Origin of the sequence: Pseudomonas sp. WS 5532, from assembly GCF_012985445.1 — a bacterium.
GTDB classification, from domain to species: Bacteria; Pseudomonadota; Gammaproteobacteria; order Pseudomonadales; family Pseudomonadaceae; genus Aquipseudomonas; species Aquipseudomonas edaphica.
In genome coordinates this window covers 175,001-195,048 of record NZ_JAAQWK010000005.1, presented here as the reverse complement: position 1 = coordinate 195,048, position 20,048 = coordinate 175,001, and the positions used below count along the sequence as shown (strand labels likewise).

Sequence of the window (20,048 nt, the reverse complement as noted above, 5' to 3'; positions counted from 1 at the left end):
TCGCAGGCAAGCCAGCTCCCACACTGGGTTTTCATGCATCTGTTGAATCACCGTTATCCAACGGCTCCTTGCGTGGCCGACCGCCCTTCTTGCCATTGGCTCGGGCGGCGGCGGTTTTGGCGGCGCTGCTCTTGCGACCGTTGCGCGACGCTACCAGGCTTGTTGCCAGGTCCATCAAGGGCTGGCTGGTGGCGATGAGCCCGGTGATCGAAACGTCCAGATCCTGCGCCTCACAGCACAGCGCCTTGCCGCCAAAGCCGACCTCCAGTTGCTGAAAGTCCTCCAGGGAAAACCCTTCGAACTCCGGCAACCCGGCTACAGGCAACATGACGCGGCTGCCGTCGCTGAAACCGATGGAAATGCACTCGTGTTCATAGCGCACATTGCTGGCATTTGCGTACAGACGTTTGAGCTTGCGCCCACGGGCGATAGCCTTGTCGACATCGGCGTCAGTGAGCGGCTTATAGGGTACGACTTTGGCTTTTACGATTTTCATAAATTAATCCCCACGCAATCTGGCGCTCTGACCAGATTCAAAATTGTTCTTTGCTCTACGACATCGTGCCGGGCGCTTGCGATGACATAGACACCACGTCGAATAACCAACCCTTGAACCAATTCACCAGCGTCCCAATCCCAGGAATGGTTCTCCAGGCAAACCGTTTGCAGTTTCTCCCACCAGATCCGGCGTGCACGGGCCAGGTAGTGCCGCTGCATGATCGCCTCGCGTAATTCCTTCAGGAGCGCAGTAGGCGGCCGCCTGCGATCCGGCTCTACATCCCACAACTCCACATCCCCATCCAGGAAGCTGAAACGAAAACGCGCATCCCATGCCTTGCCCCTGACATGAACGTGGGGCGGGCAGTGTTCATCCCGCAGAAGCACTGAAATCACATATCCCTTGTAAGCACCTACTTTCATCGTAACCCATCCGTTAGGTTATTTTCCGTCAGGTAACAATTTTCCGTGGCACCCGACAACCGGCTCCATCCTTGCGAAGCTGTTTCACAGATTAGTAACGACGAACAACCCCGCGAATGCGGGGTTGTAACCACTCATGCCGAGGGTTGGGACTACCCTGCCAACGCCCGCAAGTCCTGCTCGCTCAGCAACCCCGCGTAATACTTCAACTGAATCCGCGCCAGCAAATACGCATGCCGTGCGCTCGCCCAGTCCGGCATCGAGGTTGATTTTCAATTGATATCTAATCTGATGCTGTGCCGGTATGCCTCAGAATAAGCGTTCGATAATCGAACACATCAGCCGCCTTCAATTGACCAAATTAACCATCCAGTACATTTTATCCGCACAACCAATAATAAGTGTGGAGAGACCTTTATGCCGCCCATCGTGCTGGTGCTCAACGGCCCCAACCTCAACCTGCTCGGCACCCGCGAGCCTGCTACCTACGGGCATGAAACCCTGGCCGACATCGCCGCACTGTGCGGTCGCAGCGCGGAAAACCTGGGGTTGAAAATCGAATTTCGCCAGACCAACCACGAAGGTGAACTGCTCGACTGGATCCACGGCGCCCGCGCCCGTTGCGCCGGTATCGTGATCAACCCGGCGGCCTGGACCCACACCTCCGTAGCGATTCGCGACGCACTGGTGGCCAGTGAAGTGCCGGTGATCGAAGTGCATTTATCCAACGTGCATGCGCGCGAGGCGTTCAGGCATCACTCGTTTGTGTCGCCCATTGCCAAGGCGGTGCTCGCAGGCTTCGGCAGCCATGGTTATCACCTGGCGCTGGAACACTTCAGCCACACCCTCAAAGGATCCGCCCGATGAAACCGCGCATCCTCGCCGGCCTGATCGGCGCCGGCATCCAAGCCTCCCGCACGCCCGCCCTGCATGAACAGGAAGGCGACGCCCAAGGCTTGCGCTACCTGTATCAGTTGATCGATCTGGACGCGCTGCAACTGAACATCAACGCCCTGCCCGACCTGCTGGACGCCGCTGAATTGATGCGTTTTACCGGCTTGAACATTACCTACCCATGCAAGCAGGCAGTGCTGGCATTGCTCGATGAATTGTCTGACGAGGCGCGAGGCATTGGCGCCGTCAACACCGTGGTGTTCAAGGACGGTAAGCGCATTGGCCACAACACGGATTGCCTGGGGTTTGCCGAAGGTTTCCGGCGCAACTTGCATGACGTCGCGCGAGAACGGGTGGTACAGATGGGCGCCGGCGGTGCAGGCGCGGCGGTGGCCCATGCATTGCTGGCAGAAGGCGTGCAGCACTTGAGTATTTTTGACGTGGACATGGCCCGCGCCCGCGACCTGGTGGATAACCTTGCGCAGCGTTTTGGTGCCGGTCGTGCCCAGGTCGGCACCCACCTGGAAAACGCTATGGCCGAAGCGGATGGCTTGGTGAACACCACGCCCATGGGCATGGCCAAGCTGCCCGGCACGCCGGTACCGCCTGCGCTGTTGCGAGCCCAATTGTGGGTCGCGGAAATCGTGTATTTCCCGCTGGAAACCGAACTGCTGCGCAACGCCCGCGCCCTGGGTTGCCGAACGCTGGACGGCGGCAATATGGCGGTGTTTCAGGCGGTGAAGGCGTTTGAGTTGTTCAGTGGCCAAACACCGGATGTGCAGCGAATGCTGGCGCACTTTCAGAGCATGAATAGCTGACTGCCGAAACTGAATCAAAAAATGTGGGAGCTGGCTTGTTGTGGCGAGCAAGCTTGCTTGCGCTGGGGTGCGAAGCGCCCCCAAAAAAGCCGGAGACTGCTGCGCAGTCAGCGGGAGCAAGCTCCCTCGCCACAACAAACCAGCTCCCACACTGGTTGCATTCCAGATTGGGAATCGGGTGAATTCAAGCCTGCAAGTACCGCATCACCGACTCACAAATCATCTCCCGATGCCGCTGTTTAATCGCTTCATCGGACAGCTCGATCTGAAAAATCTCACTGAACGTATGGCGGTTGGACACCCGGTAAAAGCTGAATGAGTTGATCAGCAGGTGCACATCCAGCGGCTCCAGCCCTTCGCGAAACACCCCCATCTCGGCACCCCGCCGCAATGTGGCGCCCAGCGCTTCGAGGATGTTGCTGTTCATCGCCTTGATCGAATCCGAGCGCTTCACGTATTCCGCGTTGTGGATATTTTCGATGCTGACGATGCGCACGAAATCCACGTTCTGGTCGTGGTGATCAAAGGTGAACTCCACCAGACGACGGATCGCCTCACGCGGCTCCAGGGCCGTGAGGTTCATGCGCGTTTCGGTGTTGCGGATATCGCCGTAGAGTTTTTCCAGCACCTCGACGTACAACTGCTCCTTGCTGCCGAAGTAGTAATAGATCATGCGTTTGGAGGTGTGGATACGCTCGGCGATCGCATCCACGCGCGCGCCGGACAGGCCCTGCTGAACAAACTCGACGATGGCTTCCTGCAGGATGTTTTCGCGGGTCTTTTCCGGGTTGTTCTTGCGACTCTTGCGCGGTGTGTCTGGCACGGCGGAGAGGTCGGGGGTCAGGGTCATGGTGCGCTCACGGCCATTTTTGTTGTGCAGGCGGCGATTATGGGCCGAGGCGCTTCCCGAAGGAAGCACCTGGCCCGGCCGTTATAAACGCGCCTGACGTACCGCACCGCTGCGCGATTTGGCCATCGCCGCCAGGCGCACCGCCACGTTGGCCGCGCCATACCCGGCATAGCCGTTTTTGCGCTGGATAATCTCGAAGAAAAACCGCCCCTCAAAAGCCTCGGTGTACACATGAAACAACTCACCGCCCTGGGCGTCACGGTCGTACAACACGTTGTAGTACGCCAGTTCGCTGAGGAACTCATCGTCGAAATCAAACCGTGCGGCCAGGTCGTCGTAGTAGTTGAGCGGGATATCCAGTAACGGCACGCCGGCCGCTTTGGCGCGGCTGACCTCTGCGAAAATATCCGCGCAGTCAAAAGCAATGTGGTGCACGCCCGAACCACGATAACTCGACAGCGCGTGGGAAATTGCCGTGTTGCGGTTCTCGGAAATATTCAGCGGCAAGCGGATCGAGCTGCAACGGCTGCGCAACGCTCGGCTTTTCACCAGGCCATAAGGGTCGGGCAGCACCACTTCGTCATCGGCTTCGAAATCCAGCAGGCTCTTGTAGAACAGCACCCAACTGTCGAGGCTGTCGGCCGGCAAGGCCATGGCCATATGGTCGATGCGCAGCAGGCCGCCGCTGGACGCCGTTGCCGCTTGCAAGTTGAAGTCGGTGTCGTACAGCGCGCCCTCGGCAGGGTCGACCAGATAAATCAGGCTGCCATCTGGCGCACGCACCGCCGCCAGCTCCAGCTCGTTAGGCCCGACCAGCCCGCGATACGGCTGGCCTTTGTAGGCCACGGCCCGCTCCAGCGCCTTGGCGCTGTCCTTGACCCGAATCGCCGTGGCGCACAACGACGGGCCGTGGGCTTCGAAAAAGTTGTGGGCAAACGAATAGGGTTCACAGTTGAGGATCAGGTTGATATCACCCTGACGCAGCAGGCTCACGCTCTTGGAACGGTGCTGGCCCGCCTTGACGAACCCCAGGCGCTCCAGCCAGTGGGTCAGCTTGGCACCGAGGCTTTCATCCACGGCAAACTCGAGGAATTCGATGCCGTTGTATTCGCTGGCCGCCGGGGTATCAAACAGAATCTCGACGGGCTGGGCCGGCGCCTCTTGCTTGAGGCGTTCGCGGGTTTTCTCCTCCAGGTACAGCAGCGAACGCAAGCCATCCGCCGCATTCGCGCGGGTGGGTGCGGCGCGGAAACCGTCGTTGAAAATCTCCAGGGACAACGGCCCGGTGTAGCCACTTTTGATGATCGGCGCGAGAAAACCTGCCAGGTCAAATTCGCCCTGCCCCGGAAAACAGCGGAAATGCCGGCTCCACTCCAGCACATCCATGGCCAGGACCGGCGCGTCGGCCATTTGCACAAAGAAGATCTTGTCGCCGGGAATGTCGGCAATGCCGCTAGGATCGCCCTTGAGCGACAGCGTGTGGAAGCTGTCGAGCAACACGCCCAGGTTTGGATGATCGACCTGGCGCACCAGGTTCCACACCTGCTGCCAGGTGTTCACATGTTTGCCCCAGGCCAGCGCTTCATAGCCGATACGCAAACCACGGCGACCGGCGTGCTCGGCCAGCAAGCTGAGGTCATCGAGCAAAATGCGCTCATCGCCCACGCAATCCGCCGAAGCATTGCTGCACACCAGCACCAGGTCGGTGCCCAGCTCCTGCATCAAATCGAATTTGCGTTCGGCGCGCTCCAGGTTGCGCGCCAGCCGGTCGCGGCGGCATCCTTCAAAGTCGCGAAACGGCTGGAACAAGGTGATGGCAATGCCCAGGTCGGCGCACATCTGCCTAACTTCCCGCGGGCTGCCGTCGTAATACAACAGGTCGTTCTCGAAGATCTCCACCCCGTCGAACCCGGCAGCGGCGATGGCTTCGAGCTTCTCCGGCAGGGTGCCGCTCAAGGAAACAGTGGCAATGGAACGTTGCATGGGCGACTCCCGGCAGTTTTTATTTGCAGCAAATTATTGGCCCCTAGCCTACACCCAGCAATTAAAATGTACGAACCGGTTAGTTTTTCGTGCGATTACCGAACACTATGCCCTGTTGGCGAATTGACGACTTTTTAACCACTGCGCACCATCGAACCTGCACCAAGACCCAGAACACACCATAAAAATTTCAAAAACGGGTACGACCTCATGCCTTCGCAAAACTCCGCTCTGGCCGCGCGCCCGGGCAACCCGCACGCCGGCATCGGCGACAAGATCCGTGGCGCCATGGCCGTGGGTAAAACGCGCTGGGGCATGCTGGCCCTGGTGTTCTTCGCCACCACCCTGAACTACATCGACCGCGCCGCCCTGGGCGTGATGCAACCGATCCTGGCCAAAGAGATGAGCTGGACGGCGATGGACTACGCCAACATCAACTTCTGGTTCCAGGTCGGTTATGCCATCGGTTTTGTGCTGCAAGGCCGGCTGATTGACCGTGTGGGCGTGAAGCGCGTGTTCTTCTGCGCCGTGCTGCTGTGGAGCCTGGCCACCGGCGCCCACGGCCTGGCCACCTCGGCGGTGGGCTTTATGGTCTGCCGCTTTATCCTCGGCCTGACCGAAGCCGCCAACTACCCGGCCTGCGTCAAGACCACGCGTTTGTGGTTCCCGGCCGGTGAACGCGCAGTGGCCACCGGCATCTTCAACGCCGGCACCAACGTCGGCGCGATGATGACCCCAATGCTGCTACCGCTGATCCTGCACGTGTGGGGCTGGCAGGCGGCGTTCCTGTGCATGTCGGCACTCGGCGCGATCTGGCTGGTGTTCTGGGGGTTGAAGTACTACAACCCGGAAGACCACCCGACCGCCAAACAATCCGAATTGGACTACGTGCAACAGGAAGCCGAACCCGAGCAACCGAGCGTGCCGTTCAGCCGCATCCTGCGCATGCGCGGCACCTGGGCCTTCGCCCTCGCCTACGCCATGACCGCGCCGGTGTTCTGGTTCTACCTGTATTGGCTGCCGCCGTTCCTGAACCAGCAATACAACCTGGGCATCAACGTGACCCAGATGGGCATCCCGCTGATCATCATTTACCTGACCGCCGACTTCGGCAGTGTGGGTGGCGGGATCCTGTCGTCATTCCTGATCGGCCGCGGGATGAATGCGATCAAGGCGCGGCTGTTGTCGATGCTGCTGTTTGCCTGCTGCATCGTTGGCGTGATCATGGCTGCCGGTTCCAGCCAGCTGTGGGTTGCAGTGTTCGCCATTTCCCTGGCGATCGGCGCGCATCAGGCCTGGACTGCCAATATCTGGAGCCTGGTGATGGACTACACGCCCAAGCACATGATGAGCACGGTGTTCGGTTTCGGCGGCATGTGCGCGGCCATCGGCGGCATGTTCATGACCCAGGTCGTCGGGCACATCCTTACCGTGACCAACAACAACTACACCGTGTTGTTCACCCTGATTCCGGCGATGTATTTCATTGCGCTGACCTGGATGTACTTCATGGCGCCGCGCAAGATTCCCACAGTCGACGTGTAACTCACCGCCGCCGCTGCTGCCAGGCAGCGGCCAGCCCGCTCATGCAGATCACCCCGATGCCGACCACCGTGGTCACGTCGGGGGTATGGCTGAACACCAACCAACCCAACAATCCCGCAAACACGATCTGGCAATAGCCAAACGGTGCCAGCAAGGCTGGCGCCGCGAAGCGGAACGCCTGGGTCAGCATCAAGTGCGCGGTCATGCCGCAAGTGCCCAGCGCCAGCATCAAACAGGCATGCCACAGCGTCGGGACCTGCCAGAAGAACGGCACCAGCGCGCTCATCACCAAGGTATTGCACAGCCCGGCGAAGAAGTTGCTGGTGGTCGGTGTGTCGTATTGGCTGAGGATGCGCGTGAGCAATTGGTAGAAACAGAAGAACATCGCCGAACACAGCGGCAGCAACACCGCAGGCGTGAACAACTCGCCACCGGGGTGGATGATGATCAGCACACCGACAAACCCGCAGATCACCGCCAGCCATTGGCCACGCGTGACGTGCTCGCCGAGCAAGGGCACCGACAGCGCCGTCACCAGGATCGGCGCCAGGAAGTTCACCGCCGTGGCTTCCGCCAACGGGATGTAATGCAGCGCCGCGGTAAAAAACAGACTTGTGCCCAGCAGGCACAACGCCCTCACCACCTGCATGCCCGGCCGCTTGCTGCGCAGCACCCGCAAGCCGGATTGCGGCAGGAAAATCCCGGCCATCAGCAAGGTGTGCACCAGGTAGCGCGCCCACACCACCATCACAATCGGGTAGAACCCGGCCAGGTATTTGGACAAGGCGTCGTGGCTGGAGAACAGAAACGTCGCCAGCACAATCAGCAGGATGCCTTTGAAAGGATGGTTGACGCCGGAAAGCGGTGTGCTGACAGTCATTGAATTCTCTTGCATGGCGGGCTGAACGCATTTGCACTTAACCCGGTAATCTAGCAGCCGGGCTTGCGTCTGCCCCAAGAGCATAACCAAACACCGTGCGAACAGCGCACTAAATCACGGGTTTCGAGTCCAACGCTGCACGTTCACCGTCGTGTTGCACATTTTTCAACCAAGGCCATGTCGCTATGAAAAAAACACTCTTTGTTCTTTCTGCCCTTGCCCTGCTCACCGCGTGCAACAAGGAACCCAAGGAAGCCCCAAAACCCGCCCCCGCTTCCGTGCAAGCCACGCTGGTGCCGGCAAACCCACCGACCGATAAATGGGTCGGCAAATGGATCGGCGTCGAAGGCCTGAACCTGACCATCGCCAAGGACGACAGCATCGGCCGTGGGCACTACCTGCTGACCATGAAATACGGCCTTGATGCCGACGACGCCGGCACCTTCAAAGGCGAAGCCAATGAAGACGGCATCAGTTTCACCCGCCCGGACGGCCCGCAACAGCTGAGCGCCGGCGACGGTGAAGCCACAGGCTTGAAATGGCTGGCAGATAAAAAAGACTGCCTGATCGTCGACACCGGTGAAGGCTACTGCCGCGACTGAGGCGGCAAACCTGACATAACTTTCATCTGGCGCCCCTGCCGACACGGCCTGACAGCAGCGATACTAGGCAGCTCTCGTTGCTTGTCAGACAGCCGGGCTGGCGCCATGCCCCTGCACCAACAACACTGCTCTTAAAATAAAGAGCGCAGGCTTAACGAGAGGACTGCACCCATGCTATGGAAAAAAGGCCGACGCAGCGACAACGTGGTGGACGCCCGCGATGACAGTGGTGGCGGCGGCGGTGGCGGCATGCGCTTTGGCGGCGGCAAAGGCCTGAGCCTCACGGCGATCGTGCTGATCGTCGGCATCGGCTGGCTGACCGGCCAGGACCCGATGCAGATCCTCGGCCAGCTAAGCGGCCAAATGGAGCAAGCGCCCCCGGCGAGTACGCAGGCGCGCCAGGCGCCGCCGGCCAATGATCAACAGGCCGATTTCGTGCGCGCCGTGCTGGGCGACACGGAAGACACCTGGGGCCAGGTGTTCAAGGAAAACGGGTTGGCCTACAAGAACCCGAAACTGATTCTGTTCCGTGGCCGGGTCAACTCCGCCTGCGGTGGCGCCACCTCGGCCAGCGGCCCGTTCTACTGCCCGGCCGACCAGCAAGTGTATCTGGACCTGGATTTCTTCCGGGAGATGTCGCAACGCTTCAAGGCTTCGGGCGAGTTCGCCCAGGCGTATGTGATCGCCCACGAAGTCGGGCACCACGTGCAAACGCTGCTGGGCATCTCGGCCAAGATCCAGGCCGCACGCCAGCAAGGCCGGCAGATGGAAGGTGACGGCGGTTTACTGGTACGCCAGGAACTGCAAGCCGACTGTTTCGCCGGCGTGTGGGCCAACCGCGCGCAAAAACGCCTGAACTGGCTGGAGCCCGGCGATATTGAAGCCGCACTGAATGCGGCCAACGCCATCGGCGATGACCGTTTGCAGCAACAGGGTCAAGGGCGCGTAGTGCCGGACTCGTTTACCCACGGCACCTCGGCACAGCGGGTTCGCTGGTTCAAGACCGGCTTCGCAGAGGGCCAGATCTCTCAATGCGACACCTTTACAGCCAAGAGTCTTTAAATGAATAAACGATTGGGGTTGCTGCTTAGCGCATTAGCGATGTGTTCCACCACCACCTGGGCCGCCGAGAAAGAACATGGCGTCAAGGTGGTCAGCCCCGATCGTTTCCAACTGGAGGCCGGCGCCTTGAGCCTGGGCTTGAGCCAGGACTGGCGCCAGCCGCTGCCCAACGTCACTCGCGCATTGATCATCGTGCACGGTCGCCTGCGCAATGCGCAGACCTACCTGCAAAGCGGCGAAGATGCCGCCCAGCACGCAGGCCTTGCCGCCAATACCCTGGTGATCGCGCCGCAGTTTTTGAATGAGTTGGATACCCAGCGCAACCACCTCGACAATCAGGTGCTGCGCTGGAACCACAACGACTGGATGGCCGGCGACCCGTCGACCGGCCCAGGCCACATCAGCTCCTACGGCGCCCTCGACCAGATCATCAAACACCTGGGCAACCGCAAGCTGTTCCCGGCCTTGAAAGAAATCGTGGTCGCCGGCCATTCCGGCGGCGGCCAGGTGGTGCAGCGTTTCGCCCTCACCAGCCACGACCACCCGATGTTGCAAACCGAAGGTATCAGCCTGCGTTATGTGGTGGCTAACCCGTCGTCCTACGCCTACTTCAGCCCGCAACGCCCGGTGAAGTTTGATGTGGCCAGTTGCCCAGGCTTCAACGACTGGAAGTACGGCATGCAGAACCTGCCGGATTACGCCAAAGGCCAGAGCGCGCAGCAGCTGGAGCAGGTTTACGCGTCACGCAACATCACCTACCTGCTGGGCCAGCAAGACACCGACCCCAACCACCCGGCGCTGGATAAAAGCTGCGAAGCCGAAACCCAGGGCGCGTATCGCCTGATTCGCGGGCACAACTATTTCGACTACCTCAAGCAGCGCCATCCGCAACTGACGCAGAAGCTGGTGGAAGTGCCTGGGGTTGGGCACGACGGCGATAAGATGTTTACGTCGCCTGAGGGTGAGAAGGTGCTGTTCGGGAAATAGGATCAAAAATGTGGGAGCTGGCTTGTGTGGGAGCTGGCTTGCCTGCGATGCAGACACCTCGGTCTAACAGGCATAGCGAGGTGATGCTATCGCAGGCAAGCCAGCTCCCACAAAAGCCCATCTGCCACACAAGCCCGACCAAGGTGCCTGGGTTAGAGCATTCGGCGCAACGCCGCGCAATCCTCAGCATGCCAATCCGCCAGTTCCGGCCACGGGTTCTCGGGCAGATTAACCAATACCGTCCTGGTCCCCGCCGCCCGGCCACAAACCAGATCAAAGCGGTAATCCCCAACCATCACCATCGCGCTCGGCGCTACCTTCCAGGCAGTCGCCAGTTTCAGCAACCCACCCGGATCCGGCTTGGGCGGCGCATCATCACGCCCCAGCACATCCTCGACGGCGAAGCAGTCCGCCAGGCCAATCGCTTCAAGGGTGATATGCGCCAACTCGCGCGCATTGCGCGTCAGGATGCCCAGGCGATAGCCCCGCCCGGCCAGCTCGCGCACCAGCTGCACCGCGCCAACAGCAGCAACCGACCCCACGGCCAGCTCGCGCTCGTGCTCAAGCAACCAGGCATGCTTGGCCGCCGCCACATCCGCAGGCAATGCCGCCAGGTGCGTGAGAATGTCGTCTTCAGGTGGAATATCGAGCGCCACGCGAATCGCCACAAAATCATGCACGGCCACCGTGAGGGTGCCGTCCATGTCAAAAACCCAGTGCTTAACGTCCGACAGGCTCATGCCCAATCCTTGCGATGGCGAATCAAGCCTTCCTGGGTCACCGAAGCCACCAGTTGCCCGGCGCGGTTGTACACGCTGCCACGGGAGAAACCCCGTGAGTTACCGGCCCACGGGCTGTCCATCGCATACAAAAGCCAGTCATCGGCGCGCAGGTCGGCGTGGAACCACAGCGCATGGTCAAGGCTGGCGACCTGCATGTCTTTCTGCCAAACCGTCTTGCCGTGGGGCAGCAGCGAGGTCGTCAGCAAGCCGAAATCCGAAGCATAGGCCAGCAGGTATTTATGCAGCGCCGGCGAATCGGCCAATGCGCCGTCAGCACGAAACCACACGTACTTGACCGGGTCGGACGGCTGCGGGTTGAACGGGTCTTTTTCGGTCACCGGGCGCACTTCGATCGGCTTGGGGCACAGCAGCTTGTCGCGCATGTGCTCGGGAATCAGGTGCGCGCGTTGCTTGGTCAGCTCCAGCTCCGACGGCAGGTTTTCCGGGCCGACGACCACGGGCATGGTGGTCTGGTGCTCGAAGCCTTCTTCGTCATACTGGAACGAGGTGGTGCAGGTGAAAATCGGGTTGCCCTTCTGGATCGCCGTGACGCGGCGCGTGCTGAAACTGCCGCCATCGCGCACGCGGTCCACCGAATACACCACTGGCAGTGCAGCATCGCCAGGGCGCAGGAAATAGCCATGCAGGGAATGCACGTGACGCGCTTCTTCTACGGTCTGGCTGGCGGCCGACAGCGACTGGCCCAGCACTTGGCCGCCGAACAGTTGGCGAAAGCCCAGGTCCTGGCTGCGGCCGCGAAAGAGATTTTCCTCGATCGGTTCCAGGGTCAGCAAGTCCACCAGATCTTCCAATACTTGGCTCATAGAGCAACTCCTACAATCAATAGGGCATTCCGGGCTGCTTATCCGTGCAGCGTGTCCAACCATTGGGCGCGGGTGATGCGGTACAACACATGATGGCGCAGCGGGTCATCGGCTGCGACCTTGGGGTGTTCAAAATCTGCCTGCGGATCGTAATGCATACCGATGGCCTGCATGACTTTTTGTGATGGCAGATTGGATTCGGTGGTGAAGGCGAGGATTTCGTCCAGCTGCAGCCGGTCGAAACCACAGCGCAGCGCGGTCCACGCCGCTTCACTGGCATAACCCAGGCCCCAATGCTCGTGGGCCAGGCGCCAGCCAATTTCTACCGCTGGGGTAAAGTTGGCCTCGAAGTTGACGTTTAGCAGCCCGGTCAGGCCGATAAACTCGCCGGTATCCTTACGCTGCAAGGCCCAAAGGCCAAAGCCATATTCGGCAAAATGCCCGCGAATACGGCCGATCAGCGCGGCGCTTTCCAGGTGGCTCAGCTTGGCCGGGAAATAGCGCATTACCTGCGGGTCGGCGCACATGCGTGCAAATTCCGTCAGGTCGCTGTCACGCCATTGGCGCAGCACCAGCCGTGCGCTTTCCAATTCCAGTATCGGCTCCATGGGTCCCCCTCCCTTGCCATGTGCGTGAGTGTACAGCGCTGGTAAGATCCGTCGCAGGTTCCCGTCAGAAAATCCCATGCCTTTGCCATTGATCTACCACGATGACTACAGCCCTGAGTTCCCGGCGGACCACCGGTTCCCCATGGACAAGTTCCGCCTGTTGCGTGACCACCTGGTGAGCAGCGGCCTGACCCAGGACAGCCACTTGCTGCGACCCGAGGTCTGCCCCGCCGAGATTCTGGCCCTGGCCCATGAACCTGGGTATATCGAGCGCTACATGAGCGGTGAGCTGTCCCGCGAAGACCAACGCCGCCTCGGCCTGCCCTGGAACGAAGCCCTGGCGCGGCGCACCGTGCGTGCAGTTGGCGGCTCAATTCTCGCAGCAGAAAAAGCCCTGGAACACGGCCTGGCCTGCCACCTGGCGGGCGGCACGCACCACGCCCATTACGACTACCCGGCGGGCTTTTGCATCTTCAATGACCTGGCGGTGATCAGCCATTACCTGCTGGCCAGCGGGCGGGTCAACCGCGTGCTGATCTTCGACTGCGACGTGCATCAGGGCGACGGCACTGCGCGCATCCTCCATGACACACCGGACGCCATCACCGTGTCGCTGCACTGCGAAAAGAACTTCCCGGCGCGCAAGGCCCAGAGCGACTGGGACATCCCGCTGCCCATGGGCATGGGCGATGCCGACTACCTCAAGGTGGTCGACGACGCGCTCAACTACCTGTTGCCGCTGTACCAGCCCGACCTGGTGCTGTACGACGCCGGGGTGGATGTACACAAGGACGACGCCCTCGGTTACCTCAAACTGACAGACGCAGGCGTGGCCGCACGCGATGAAAGCGTGATGCGCCACTGCCTGGGCCGCGACATTCCAGTGATGGGCGTGATCGGCGGCGGCTACAGCAAAGACCGCCCGGCCCTGGCCCGCCGCCACGGCATCCTGCACCACAGCGCACAACGGGTGTGGGCGTCATCAGGTTGTCATTGAGTTGTGGGCGTTACCCACAATGCCTGTGGAGCGGCCTGTGGATAACTTGAGCGTAAGGGTCTGAAAGCCAGCAGCCGTATGGCGTGTAGGAAAGTGTACGTTTTTTGATCAGGCAGCTACGCCGTCGTCGGGTAGAATGCTCGGCCTATTCAAGCGACCGTAGCCCTGCCCATGCCCCAGACCCCTTCCCAACACGTCACTATTATCGGCGGCGGCCCTGCCGGGTTGATGGCCGCGGAAGTCTTGAGCCAGGCGGGCGTGCGGGTAGACGTGTACGACGGCATGCCTTCAGTGGGGCGCAAGTTCCTGCTGGCGGGCGTGGGCGGCATGAACATCACCCACTCCGAGGCGTACCCGGCGTTCCTGTCGCGTTACGCCGAACGCGCGCCGCACATGGCACCGTTGTTGCGCGCGTTTGGCGCAGAGGCTTTGTGCGAGTGGATTCACGGCCTGGGCATCGAGACCTTTGTCGGCACCTCCGGCCGTGTATTCCCCACCGACATGAAAGCCGCCCCACTGCTGCGCGCCTGGCTCAAGCGCCTACGCGACCAGGGCGTGGTTATCCACACCCGGCATCGCTGGCTGGGCTGGACCGACGACGGCGGTTTACTTATCCACAGCCCGGACGGCGATAAAACTGTCCACAGCAATGCGGTGTTGCTGGCCTTGGGCGGCGGCAGCTGGTCGCGCCTGGGCTCCGACGGTGCCTGGCTCAAGTTGCTGGAAGATAAAGGCGTGCCCTACACCGCGCTGCAACCGAGCAATTGCGGCTTCGAAGTGTCGGGCTGGAGCGAGTTGATGGTCAGCAAATTCGCGGGCGCGCCACTGAAGAACGTCGCCATCGGCCTTGGGGAGGACAAGCCTCGACTGGGCGAATGCGTCGTCACCGCCATGGGCATCGAGGGCAGTTTGATCTACGCGCTGTCGGCGCCGATTCGCGAAGCGATCAACCGTGACGGCTCAGCCACTGTGCATATTGATCTGTTGCCGAGCAAGCCGCTGGACAAGGTGCAAGCCGCCTTGGCCAAGCCGCGTGGCTCGCGGTCGATGAGCAAGCATTTGCACAGTCAGTTGGGTTTGGATGGGGTCAAAGCGGCGCTGTTGCGTGAGTTGGCACCCGCTGAACACTTTAATGATCCGGCGCAACTGGCTGTGGATATCAAGGCGTTGCCGCTGACATTGGTGAAACCTCGACCAATGGATGAGGCCATCAGCACCGCAGGCGGCGTGCCGTTTGAAGCGCTGGATGAGCGGCTGATGCTCAAGCAGTTGCCAGGCGTGTTCTGTGCGGGGGAGATGCTGGATTGGGAAGCGCCGACCGGCGGGTATTTGCTGACGGGGTGTTTTGCCAGTGGGCGAGCGGCTGGGCGTGGTGTGCTGGAGTGGCTTAAGCGCTGAGTTCAAGTCCGCTATCGCAGGCAAGCCAGCTCCCACATTTTGAGCGGTGAACACCGTCAAATGTGGGAGCTGGCTTGCCTGCGATGAGGCCCTGACAGGCTTACTTCTTCTTACGCGGCCCCGTATTAAACACCGGCACCTTACGCACCGGCTTGATCGACGGCTCAGCCGGCGCCACATCACCACTGTCCACCCACTTACCCAAATTGCGCTTGCCGCCACCGCCGCCCGAAGTCTTAGGCTTCTTCGGCTTTTTCGGCTTCTTCACCACCTGCCCGCTTGCATCGGTGTCCGGCACACGGTGCTCCGGTTCGAAATCCGGCTCCATCTTGCGGGTCAGGGTCTGACGCGTGAGCATCTCGATGGCCGACAGCATGTTCACTTCATCGGCACACACCAGCGAAATCGCCTCACCGGTGTTGCCCGCCCGGCCGGTACGGCCGATACGGTGGATGTAGTCTTCAGCCACGATCGGCAGGTCAAAGTTGACCACCAGCGGCAAGTCTTCAATGTCCAGGCCACGGGCCGCCACGTCGGTGGCCACCAGAATCTGCACATCGCTGGACTTGAAACGGTCCAGCGCGCGTTGGCGGGTGGCTTGGGGTTTGTCGCCATGGATGCCGTCGGCATTGATGCCCAGGCCCTGCAACTTGTCCACCAGCGCATCCACGCCGTTACGAGTCTTGGCAAACACCAACACCTGCTTCCAACGGCCTTTGCGCATCAGGTGCACAAACAGCTCCGGCTTGCGCTTCTTGTCCACCGGCACCACCCACTGCTTCACGGTGCTGGCGGCGACGTTGCGCGGGCTCACTTCGATGCTCAGCGGGTCGTTGAGCATCTGCCCGGCCAGTTGGCGGATTTCATCGGAGAAGGTCGCGGAGAACAGCAACGTCTGGCGCTTTTTCGGCAGCATGCGATAAATGTTCGCCAGTTCTTCGGAAAAGCCCAGGTCGAGCATGCGATCGGCTTCATCCAGCACCAGGGTTTGCAGCTGGTTGAGTTTCAGCGCGTTCTGGCGGAACAGGTCGATCAGGCGGCCAGGCGTGGCCACCAGGATGTCGACGCCCTTGCGCAGTTTCATCATCTGCGGGTTGATGCTCACGCCGCCGTACACCGCGTAAGTGGTCAGCGGCAGGTGCTGCGCGTACTCGGCGACGCTGGCGTGAACCTGCTCGGCCAGCTCGCGGGTCGGGCACAGGATCAGCGCACGCGCCGAGTTGGCGGCGACTTTCGGCCCCTCCATGGTCAGCAATTGCAGGAGCGGCAGGGCGAAACCGGCGGTTTTGCCGGTGCCGGTCTGGGCCGCGGCCATCAGGTCGCGACCGGCCAACACCGCCGGAATGGCTTGCGCCTGCACCGGCGTCGGGGTCTGGTAGCCAAGCGTCTCAAGGGCGCGCAGCAAGGGTTCGATCAGGCCAAGTGTGGCGAAAGTCATGTGTTTACCGTAGGGAAAGTTCAGCGCCATAAGCGGGTAAAAAAAGCCGTAATGCGCCGCAGTTTACCTTATTTCCGGCTTGGGCTTGCGCCACTGGGGCAGGCTGATCAATAGCACCGCGCTGATGATCACCAGCATCGCCAGGGCTTCTTCCATGCCGATGGTCTCACCGACGAACACAATGCCCAGTAACACTGCGACGGCCGGGTTCACATAGGCATAGCTGGTCGCCGCCGCCGGGCGCACGTGCTTGAGCAGGTACATATAGGCATTGAAGGCGATGATCGAGCCGAACACGGCCAAGTACGCCAACGCCAGCCAGCCTTCAATCGGCGGCACAGCCTGCAGCCGTTCGCCGGAGAGCGCACTGCCCACCAACAGCAAGGCACCGGCGACGATCATTTCCGCCGCACTGGCCATCGCGCCGGCAGGTAACGGCAAGTGCCTGCTCCACACAGAGCCAAAAGCCCAGGAGGCAGCGGCGAACAGCAACAACATCGCCCCGGTCGGGCTCGACTGCAGGTTGGAACCCATATTGAGCATGGCAATGCCGATAATCCCCAGCACCACCCCGGCCCATTCCAGGCGGGTATTACGCGCGCCCCAGAAATAGCCGCACAGCAACGTGAACAATGGCACCGTCGCCACCGCCAATGCAGCCACACCTGAAGTAACCCCCGTGTGCTCAGCCACCGACACCGCGCCATTGCCGAACGTCAGCAGCAAAATGCCGATCTTGGCCGCAGCCTTCCACTGCACCCACGTCGGCGCAGGTGCCCCGCGCCAGCGCAAAAAGCCATACATCACCAAACCCGCCACCAAAAAGCGAATCCCGCCGAGCATCAGCGGCGGCCAGTATTCAACGCCGATTCGAATCACCAGGTAGGTAGAACCCCAAATCACATACAGCGCAAAAAAAGCGGCGATCAGCGGTAACGGAAAGCGACGTGGGCCAGGCATTGGGCGGCTCTATGGCAGGAGAGGGGAGGCTTATTCTAAAAAGGCAGCACACTAAACATAAGTTACAAAACCTGTTTAAAGCGCCCATACACTTTTCAAAGCATGGTTGTGAAGGCTATAAACCGTGCTTTCGAAAGCCACGCGTTACTGGAGCCTTATCATGGACAAATACGACCGCATGCTCCTCAGCGCCCTGCTCGAAGACGGCCGCGCGTCCTACGCGCAATTGGCCCGCACAGTTAACCTCTCCGCGCCCGCCGTGGCCGAGCGCGTGGCCAAACTTGAGGCCAGCGGCGTGATCACCGGGTATCAGGCCAAGGTAGACCTATCCAAAATCGGCCTGCCGATCCAATGCACGATCGAACTGCGCTTGACCAACAACGGCAGCCAAAAGGTATACGACGCCCTCGCTGAAATCCCCGAGCTGACAGAATGCCACCGCGTCACGGGCGACCCATGCGTGATCATGCAGGCGGCGGTGGGTTCGATGCCGGAGTTGGAGAATTTGATTAACCGCGTGGCGAAGTTCGGGTTCAGCAAGACCTCGATTATTTTGTCGAGTGCGATAGAACGGCGGGTGCCGTTGGGGCAGTTGGAGGGAAAAACCACCTGACACCGATCGTTCCCACGCTCTGCGTGGGAATGCAGCCCAGGACGCTCTGCGTCCGCTCTTGAAGTCGTGACGCAGAGCGTCACCGGAGGCATTCCCACGCGGAGCGTGGGAACGAGCAAAAAGTGGTGGCTGATATACCGCCATCGCAGGCAAGCCAGCTCCCACATTTGACCGAGTCGCCAGGGCTGGATGCGATCTACTGTGGGAGCTGGCTTGCCTGCGATGGCGTCAGTTGCTTCACTGAAGGCTTGAGCGCTGAACAATCAAATCGACAATCTGCTTAATGGTCGTAATGTGATCCCAGTCTTCCTGAGTCGCTTGCAGGTTGAATTGCCATTTGATCTGCATGACGAAGCAGGTCAGGTCGTCATCAATGATCTTGAAGTCATGGATGAAATCCGTTTGCTCGGTCACCTGGCTTCGGTCGATAAAGCCGATGATATCGACGAACAGCTGAATCACTTTTTCGCTGATCTCGGTTCGGGTCAGACTACCTTCCATTTCTCGCCTCATAGGCACACTTACCAATACTGATCAGGTCAAAAACAGCCAACCCTGCAGCAACGAAGGGAATGCCCCGCCCAATAATGCCAAATACTCGAACGGTGCCGAACGTTGCTTTTGCCATCTTGGCCGCTGTCGGTTGCCGGATCAATGTTCGAGGGAAAAAGCGCATTCCAATGAGGCTAGCCAAATTTGTCGTTTTGCTTGAGCCGACGTGGACCCAAGTCCCCACGGCGATTTTGCTGATCGGTATGCCTGCCGCGCCAGTGAGAACCGTTGCCGCCGTCAGGCCGTAGTGTTGCTGCGTGCATTTCCACAGGTCGTCAACAGTGGTGTCAGGCGCCGTTGATTCCGCCTGAATGGGCCGGAGCAACGTGTAACTGGCACCATGAGTCCATCCTGGCGAGTTAGGTAAAACCATGACTGCCGGGCAGCTTGTCATCATGTTTCCCAAATGAAACGTCATGCTGGACGTCGAGCCGAAATCGACGCCATTGCGCTGGAGTTCAGACTGGCTTCGCATGATTGCTGTGTAGAGGTCGCTTTCCTGCATGACGTAGTCCCTTTACGTAAATAGCAGGCGAGATGTTAAGTCGCAAACCGGAGCGATTGGCGGGCGAAGGGAAAAACCAGAAAGGTCCGACGACGCAATAGGGCTTCCCCTACTTACCATTCAGAAAGAATGAAGAAAGCCCTAAAAACAGCTGATGTTTTGGTGGCCAGCAGGACCGATCCCTTTCATTTGCGGGACGTTTCCTAGAGAATTCCACGGCCTTGTTTCCGTCGGTTCAGGTAGCTAGTCTCGCTCTGTCATCGAATGTTCGGTGACTGGACGTGCAAGTCCGACGACGGTAATACGCATCAGCCTTAACTCTCAACGTCTGTATTTCAGGCATTGATTCGTTATGGCAGTTGTACGCGGGAGATCTTCGGATCTACCGGACTCCGTCACGGTCTTGCACACCCGCGTACTGCTGCCACCCTAATTCGTGTGCGAGCGAACGGTTGCAGCTTCTTAACTGACGGAGAAGCTACATCATGGTCAAAGTAACCCCCGATCCACCCAGCTCCAAGCCAGACTTCCTCAGCGAAGACGCCCTCCTCAACCGCCGAGCCATCGACTACTACCTCAAAGCATCCGCCCCGGACGCGCCCAACTTTGTACTCAATGACAACCTGAGCTTCGAAGACGCCCTCGCCCATGCGGCCGACTTGCTGCATTGCGCGGTGGAGACGGTGAATGTGTCGGGTGAAACGCTCAGCACCCAGCAGCGGGCGGTGATGCATTTGGTGGGGATGGCCAAAGGTGTGGTGGATCGGGCGTTGGAGTGTGTGCAGCCTCGATAGCCAGCCGCCGATCGTTCCCACGCTCTGCGTGGGAA

The 20,048-nt window shown here is 60.3% G+C and carries 22 protein-coding genes; 10 read left to right on the top strand and 12 right to left on the bottom strand.

Going from position 1 to position 20,048, the window contains the following annotated elements:
• Positions 1-31 precede the first annotated feature (31 nt).
• Both HBO23_RS11485 and HBO23_RS11480 read right to left on the bottom strand, forming a co-directional pair.
• Complete coding sequence (locus HBO23_RS11485; RefSeq protein WP_017139325.1) at positions 32-496, bottom strand: DUF2442 domain-containing protein; 465 nt, start codon at positions 494-496, stop codon at positions 32-34.
• On the bottom strand, positions 493-921 hold the full coding sequence (locus HBO23_RS11480) for a DUF4160 domain-containing protein (RefSeq protein ID WP_099547610.1): 429 nt from the start codon (positions 919-921) through the stop codon (positions 493-495). Before HBO23_RS11480 ends, HBO23_RS11485 begins: the two co-directional genes overlap by 4 nt.
• Positions 922-1,338: 417 nt before the next feature.
• On the opposite strand from HBO23_RS11480, the gene aroQ reads away from it, so the two are divergent.
• Positions 1,339-1,788, top strand: coding sequence for a type II 3-dehydroquinate dehydratase (aroQ, locus tag HBO23_RS11475; protein ID WP_017139328.1), 450 nt, complete (start codon positions 1,339-1,341; stop codon positions 1,786-1,788).
• Positions 1,785-2,633, top strand: coding sequence for a shikimate dehydrogenase (locus HBO23_RS11470; protein ID WP_170038092.1), 849 nt, complete (start codon positions 1,785-1,787; stop codon positions 2,631-2,633). Before aroQ ends, HBO23_RS11470 begins: the two co-directional genes overlap by 4 nt.
• Before the next feature lie 184 nt (positions 2,634-2,817).
• Here the strand turns inward: HBO23_RS11470 and HBO23_RS11465 are convergent, their stop codons facing one another.
• Positions 2,818-3,483: a TetR/AcrR family transcriptional regulator gene (locus HBO23_RS11465; protein WP_026013861.1), complete on the bottom strand. Its 666-nt coding sequence runs from the start codon at positions 3,481-3,483 to the stop codon at positions 2,818-2,820.
• An 81-nt stretch (positions 3,484-3,564) separates the two neighbouring features.
• Positions 3,565-5,466 (bottom strand): 3-dehydroshikimate dehydratase QuiC, encoded by a 1,902-nt coding sequence (quiC, locus tag HBO23_RS11460; protein WP_170038090.1) that lies wholly within the window; start codon positions 5,464-5,466, stop codon positions 3,565-3,567.
• A 210-nt stretch (positions 5,467-5,676) separates the two neighbouring features.
• On the opposite strand from quiC, the gene HBO23_RS11455 reads away from it, so the two are divergent.
• Complete coding sequence (locus HBO23_RS11455) at positions 5,677-7,011, top strand: MFS transporter (RefSeq protein WP_017139332.1); 1,335 nt, start codon at positions 5,677-5,679, stop codon at positions 7,009-7,011.
• Position 7,012: 1 nt separating this feature from the next.
• Here HBO23_RS11455 and HBO23_RS11450 read toward each other — a convergent pair whose 3' ends face one another.
• Positions 7,013-7,891: a DMT family transporter gene (locus HBO23_RS11450; RefSeq protein WP_017139333.1), complete on the bottom strand. Its 879-nt coding sequence runs from the start codon at positions 7,889-7,891 to the stop codon at positions 7,013-7,015.
• 185 nt (positions 7,892-8,076) lie between these two features.
• Here HBO23_RS11450 and HBO23_RS11445 point away from each other — a divergent pair, with 185 nt between their 5' ends.
• The 3 genes from HBO23_RS11445 (at position 8,077) to HBO23_RS11435 (ending at position 10,542) form a co-directional block, all read left to right on the top strand.
• Positions 8,077-8,493, top strand: coding sequence for a membrane lipoprotein lipid attachment site-containing protein (locus tag HBO23_RS11445; RefSeq protein WP_017139334.1), 417 nt, complete (start codon positions 8,077-8,079; stop codon positions 8,491-8,493).
• 171 nt (positions 8,494-8,664) lie between these two features.
• Positions 8,665-9,555 (top strand): neutral zinc metallopeptidase, encoded by an 891-nt coding sequence (locus tag HBO23_RS11440; protein WP_099547607.1) that lies wholly within the window; start codon positions 8,665-8,667, stop codon positions 9,553-9,555.
• On the top strand, positions 9,556-10,542 hold the full coding sequence (locus HBO23_RS11435) for an alpha/beta hydrolase (protein WP_169987350.1): 987 nt from the start codon (positions 9,556-9,558) through the stop codon (positions 10,540-10,542).
• A 152-nt stretch (positions 10,543-10,694) separates the two neighbouring features.
• Here HBO23_RS11435 and HBO23_RS11430 read toward each other — a convergent pair whose 3' ends face one another.
• The 3 genes from HBO23_RS11430 to HBO23_RS11420 are packed head-to-tail and all read right to left on the bottom strand — an operon-like array spanning position 10,695 to position 12,756.
• Positions 10,695-11,282: an HAD family hydrolase gene (locus HBO23_RS11430; protein WP_017139337.1), complete on the bottom strand. Its 588-nt coding sequence runs from the start codon at positions 11,280-11,282 to the stop codon at positions 10,695-10,697.
• Positions 11,279-12,148, bottom strand: coding sequence for an acyl-CoA thioesterase II (gene tesB / locus HBO23_RS11425; protein WP_017139338.1), 870 nt, complete (start codon positions 12,146-12,148; stop codon positions 11,279-11,281). The genes HBO23_RS11430 and tesB overlap by 4 nt, the downstream gene beginning before the upstream one ends.
• A 38-nt stretch (positions 12,149-12,186) precedes the next feature.
• Entirely contained in the window at positions 12,187-12,756 is a 570-nt protein-coding gene (locus HBO23_RS11420) for a GNAT family N-acetyltransferase (RefSeq protein ID WP_017139339.1), read from the bottom strand.
• 76 nt (positions 12,757-12,832) lie between these two features.
• On the opposite strand from HBO23_RS11420, the gene HBO23_RS11415 reads away from it, so the two are divergent.
• The gene (locus HBO23_RS11415) at positions 12,833-13,753 is read left to right on the top strand and encodes a histone deacetylase (protein ID WP_099547605.1); all 921 of its coding nucleotides are present in this window, start codon (positions 12,833-12,835) and stop codon (positions 13,751-13,753) included.
• Positions 13,754-13,924: 171 nt separating this feature from the next.
• On the top strand, positions 13,925-15,151 hold the full coding sequence (locus HBO23_RS11410) for a TIGR03862 family flavoprotein (RefSeq protein WP_170038088.1): 1,227 nt from the start codon (positions 13,925-13,927) through the stop codon (positions 15,149-15,151).
• Between the two features lie 100 nt (positions 15,152-15,251).
• Here the strand turns inward: HBO23_RS11410 and HBO23_RS11405 are convergent, their stop codons facing one another.
• Positions 15,252-16,589, bottom strand: coding sequence for a DEAD/DEAH box helicase (locus tag HBO23_RS11405; RefSeq protein ID WP_138453398.1), 1,338 nt, complete (start codon positions 16,587-16,589; stop codon positions 15,252-15,254).
• A 63-nt stretch (positions 16,590-16,652) separates the two neighbouring features.
• The gene (gene yedA, locus HBO23_RS11400; RefSeq protein ID WP_017139343.1) at positions 16,653-17,549 is read right to left on the bottom strand and encodes a drug/metabolite exporter YedA; all 897 of its coding nucleotides are present in this window, start codon (positions 17,547-17,549) and stop codon (positions 16,653-16,655) included.
• Positions 17,550-17,709: 160 nt separating this feature from the next.
• On the opposite strand from yedA, the gene HBO23_RS11395 reads away from it, so the two are divergent.
• A complete protein-coding gene (locus tag HBO23_RS11395) occupies positions 17,710-18,162 on the top strand; it encodes an Lrp/AsnC family transcriptional regulator (RefSeq protein WP_017139344.1) in 453 nt (150 codons plus the stop codon).
• 237 nt (positions 18,163-18,399) lie between these two features.
• Here the strand turns inward: HBO23_RS11395 and HBO23_RS11390 are convergent, their stop codons facing one another.
• Both HBO23_RS11390 and HBO23_RS11385 read right to left on the bottom strand, forming a co-directional pair.
• Positions 18,400-18,663 (bottom strand): acyl carrier protein, encoded by a 264-nt coding sequence (locus HBO23_RS11390; RefSeq protein WP_169987356.1) that lies wholly within the window; start codon positions 18,661-18,663, stop codon positions 18,400-18,402.
• Positions 18,653-19,219, bottom strand: a complete 567-nt coding sequence (locus tag HBO23_RS11385) for a hypothetical protein (RefSeq protein WP_170038086.1) — start codon at positions 19,217-19,219, stop codon at positions 18,653-18,655. Before HBO23_RS11385 ends, HBO23_RS11390 begins: the two co-directional genes overlap by 11 nt.
• 485 nt (positions 19,220-19,704) lie before the next feature.
• On the opposite strand from HBO23_RS11385, the gene HBO23_RS11380 reads away from it, so the two are divergent.
• Positions 19,705-20,013 carry a DUF3077 domain-containing protein gene (locus HBO23_RS11380; protein WP_017139347.1) on the top strand — a complete coding sequence of 103 codons (309 nt, stop codon included), beginning with the start codon at positions 19,705-19,707 and terminating at the stop codon, positions 20,011-20,013.
• Positions 20,014-20,048 lie beyond the last annotated feature (35 nt).

Excerpts from the sequence above, each read along its gene's own strand:
- HBO23_RS11485 (WP_017139325.1), bottom strand. The coding sequence starts at position 496 with ATGAAAATCGTAAAAGCCAAAGTCGTACCCTATAAGCCGCTCACTGAC.
- HBO23_RS11480 (WP_099547610.1), bottom strand. The coding sequence starts at position 921 with ATGAAAGTAGGTGCTTACAAGGGATATGTGATTTCAGTGCTTCTGCGG.
- aroQ (WP_017139328.1), top strand. The coding sequence starts at position 1,339 with ATGCCGCCCATCGTGCTGGTGCTCAACGGCCCCAACCTCAACCTGCTC.
- HBO23_RS11470 (WP_170038092.1), top strand. The coding sequence starts at position 1,785 with ATGAAACCGCGCATCCTCGCCGGCCTGATCGGCGCCGGCATCCAAGCC.
- HBO23_RS11465 (WP_026013861.1), bottom strand. The coding sequence starts at position 3,483 with ATGACCCTGACCCCCGACCTCTCCGCCGTGCCAGACACACCGCGCAAG.
- quiC (WP_170038090.1), bottom strand. The coding sequence starts at position 5,466 with ATGCAACGTTCCATTGCCACTGTTTCCTTGAGCGGCACCCTGCCGGAG.
- HBO23_RS11455 (WP_017139332.1), top strand. The coding sequence starts at position 5,677 with ATGCCTTCGCAAAACTCCGCTCTGGCCGCGCGCCCGGGCAACCCGCAC.
- HBO23_RS11450 (WP_017139333.1), bottom strand. The coding sequence starts at position 7,891 with ATGACTGTCAGCACACCGCTTTCCGGCGTCAACCATCCTTTCAAAGGC.
- HBO23_RS11445 (WP_017139334.1), top strand. The coding sequence starts at position 8,077 with ATGAAAAAAACACTCTTTGTTCTTTCTGCCCTTGCCCTGCTCACCGCG.
- HBO23_RS11440 (WP_099547607.1), top strand. The coding sequence starts at position 8,665 with ATGCTATGGAAAAAAGGCCGACGCAGCGACAACGTGGTGGACGCCCGC.
- HBO23_RS11435 (WP_169987350.1), top strand. The coding sequence starts at position 9,556 with ATGAATAAACGATTGGGGTTGCTGCTTAGCGCATTAGCGATGTGTTCC.
- HBO23_RS11430 (WP_017139337.1), bottom strand. The coding sequence starts at position 11,282 with ATGAGCCTGTCGGACGTTAAGCACTGGGTTTTTGACATGGACGGCACC.
- tesB (WP_017139338.1), bottom strand. The coding sequence starts at position 12,148 with ATGAGCCAAGTATTGGAAGATCTGGTGGACTTGCTGACCCTGGAACCG.
- HBO23_RS11420 (WP_017139339.1), bottom strand. The coding sequence starts at position 12,756 with ATGGAGCCGATACTGGAATTGGAAAGCGCACGGCTGGTGCTGCGCCAA.
- HBO23_RS11415 (WP_099547605.1), top strand. The coding sequence starts at position 12,833 with ATGCCTTTGCCATTGATCTACCACGATGACTACAGCCCTGAGTTCCCG.
- HBO23_RS11410 (WP_170038088.1), top strand. The coding sequence starts at position 13,925 with ATGCCCCAGACCCCTTCCCAACACGTCACTATTATCGGCGGCGGCCCT.
- HBO23_RS11405 (WP_138453398.1), bottom strand. The coding sequence starts at position 16,589 with ATGACTTTCGCCACACTTGGCCTGATCGAACCCTTGCTGCGCGCCCTT.
- yedA (WP_017139343.1), bottom strand. The coding sequence starts at position 17,549 with ATGCCTGGCCCACGTCGCTTTCCGTTACCGCTGATCGCCGCTTTTTTT.
- HBO23_RS11395 (WP_017139344.1), top strand. The coding sequence starts at position 17,710 with ATGGACAAATACGACCGCATGCTCCTCAGCGCCCTGCTCGAAGACGGC.
- HBO23_RS11390 (WP_169987356.1), bottom strand. The coding sequence starts at position 18,663 with ATGGAAGGTAGTCTGACCCGAACCGAGATCAGCGAAAAAGTGATTCAG.
- HBO23_RS11385 (WP_170038086.1), bottom strand. The coding sequence starts at position 19,219 with ATGCAGGAAAGCGACCTCTACACAGCAATCATGCGAAGCCAGTCTGAA.
- HBO23_RS11380 (WP_017139347.1), top strand. The coding sequence starts at position 19,705 with ATGGTCAAAGTAACCCCCGATCCACCCAGCTCCAAGCCAGACTTCCTC.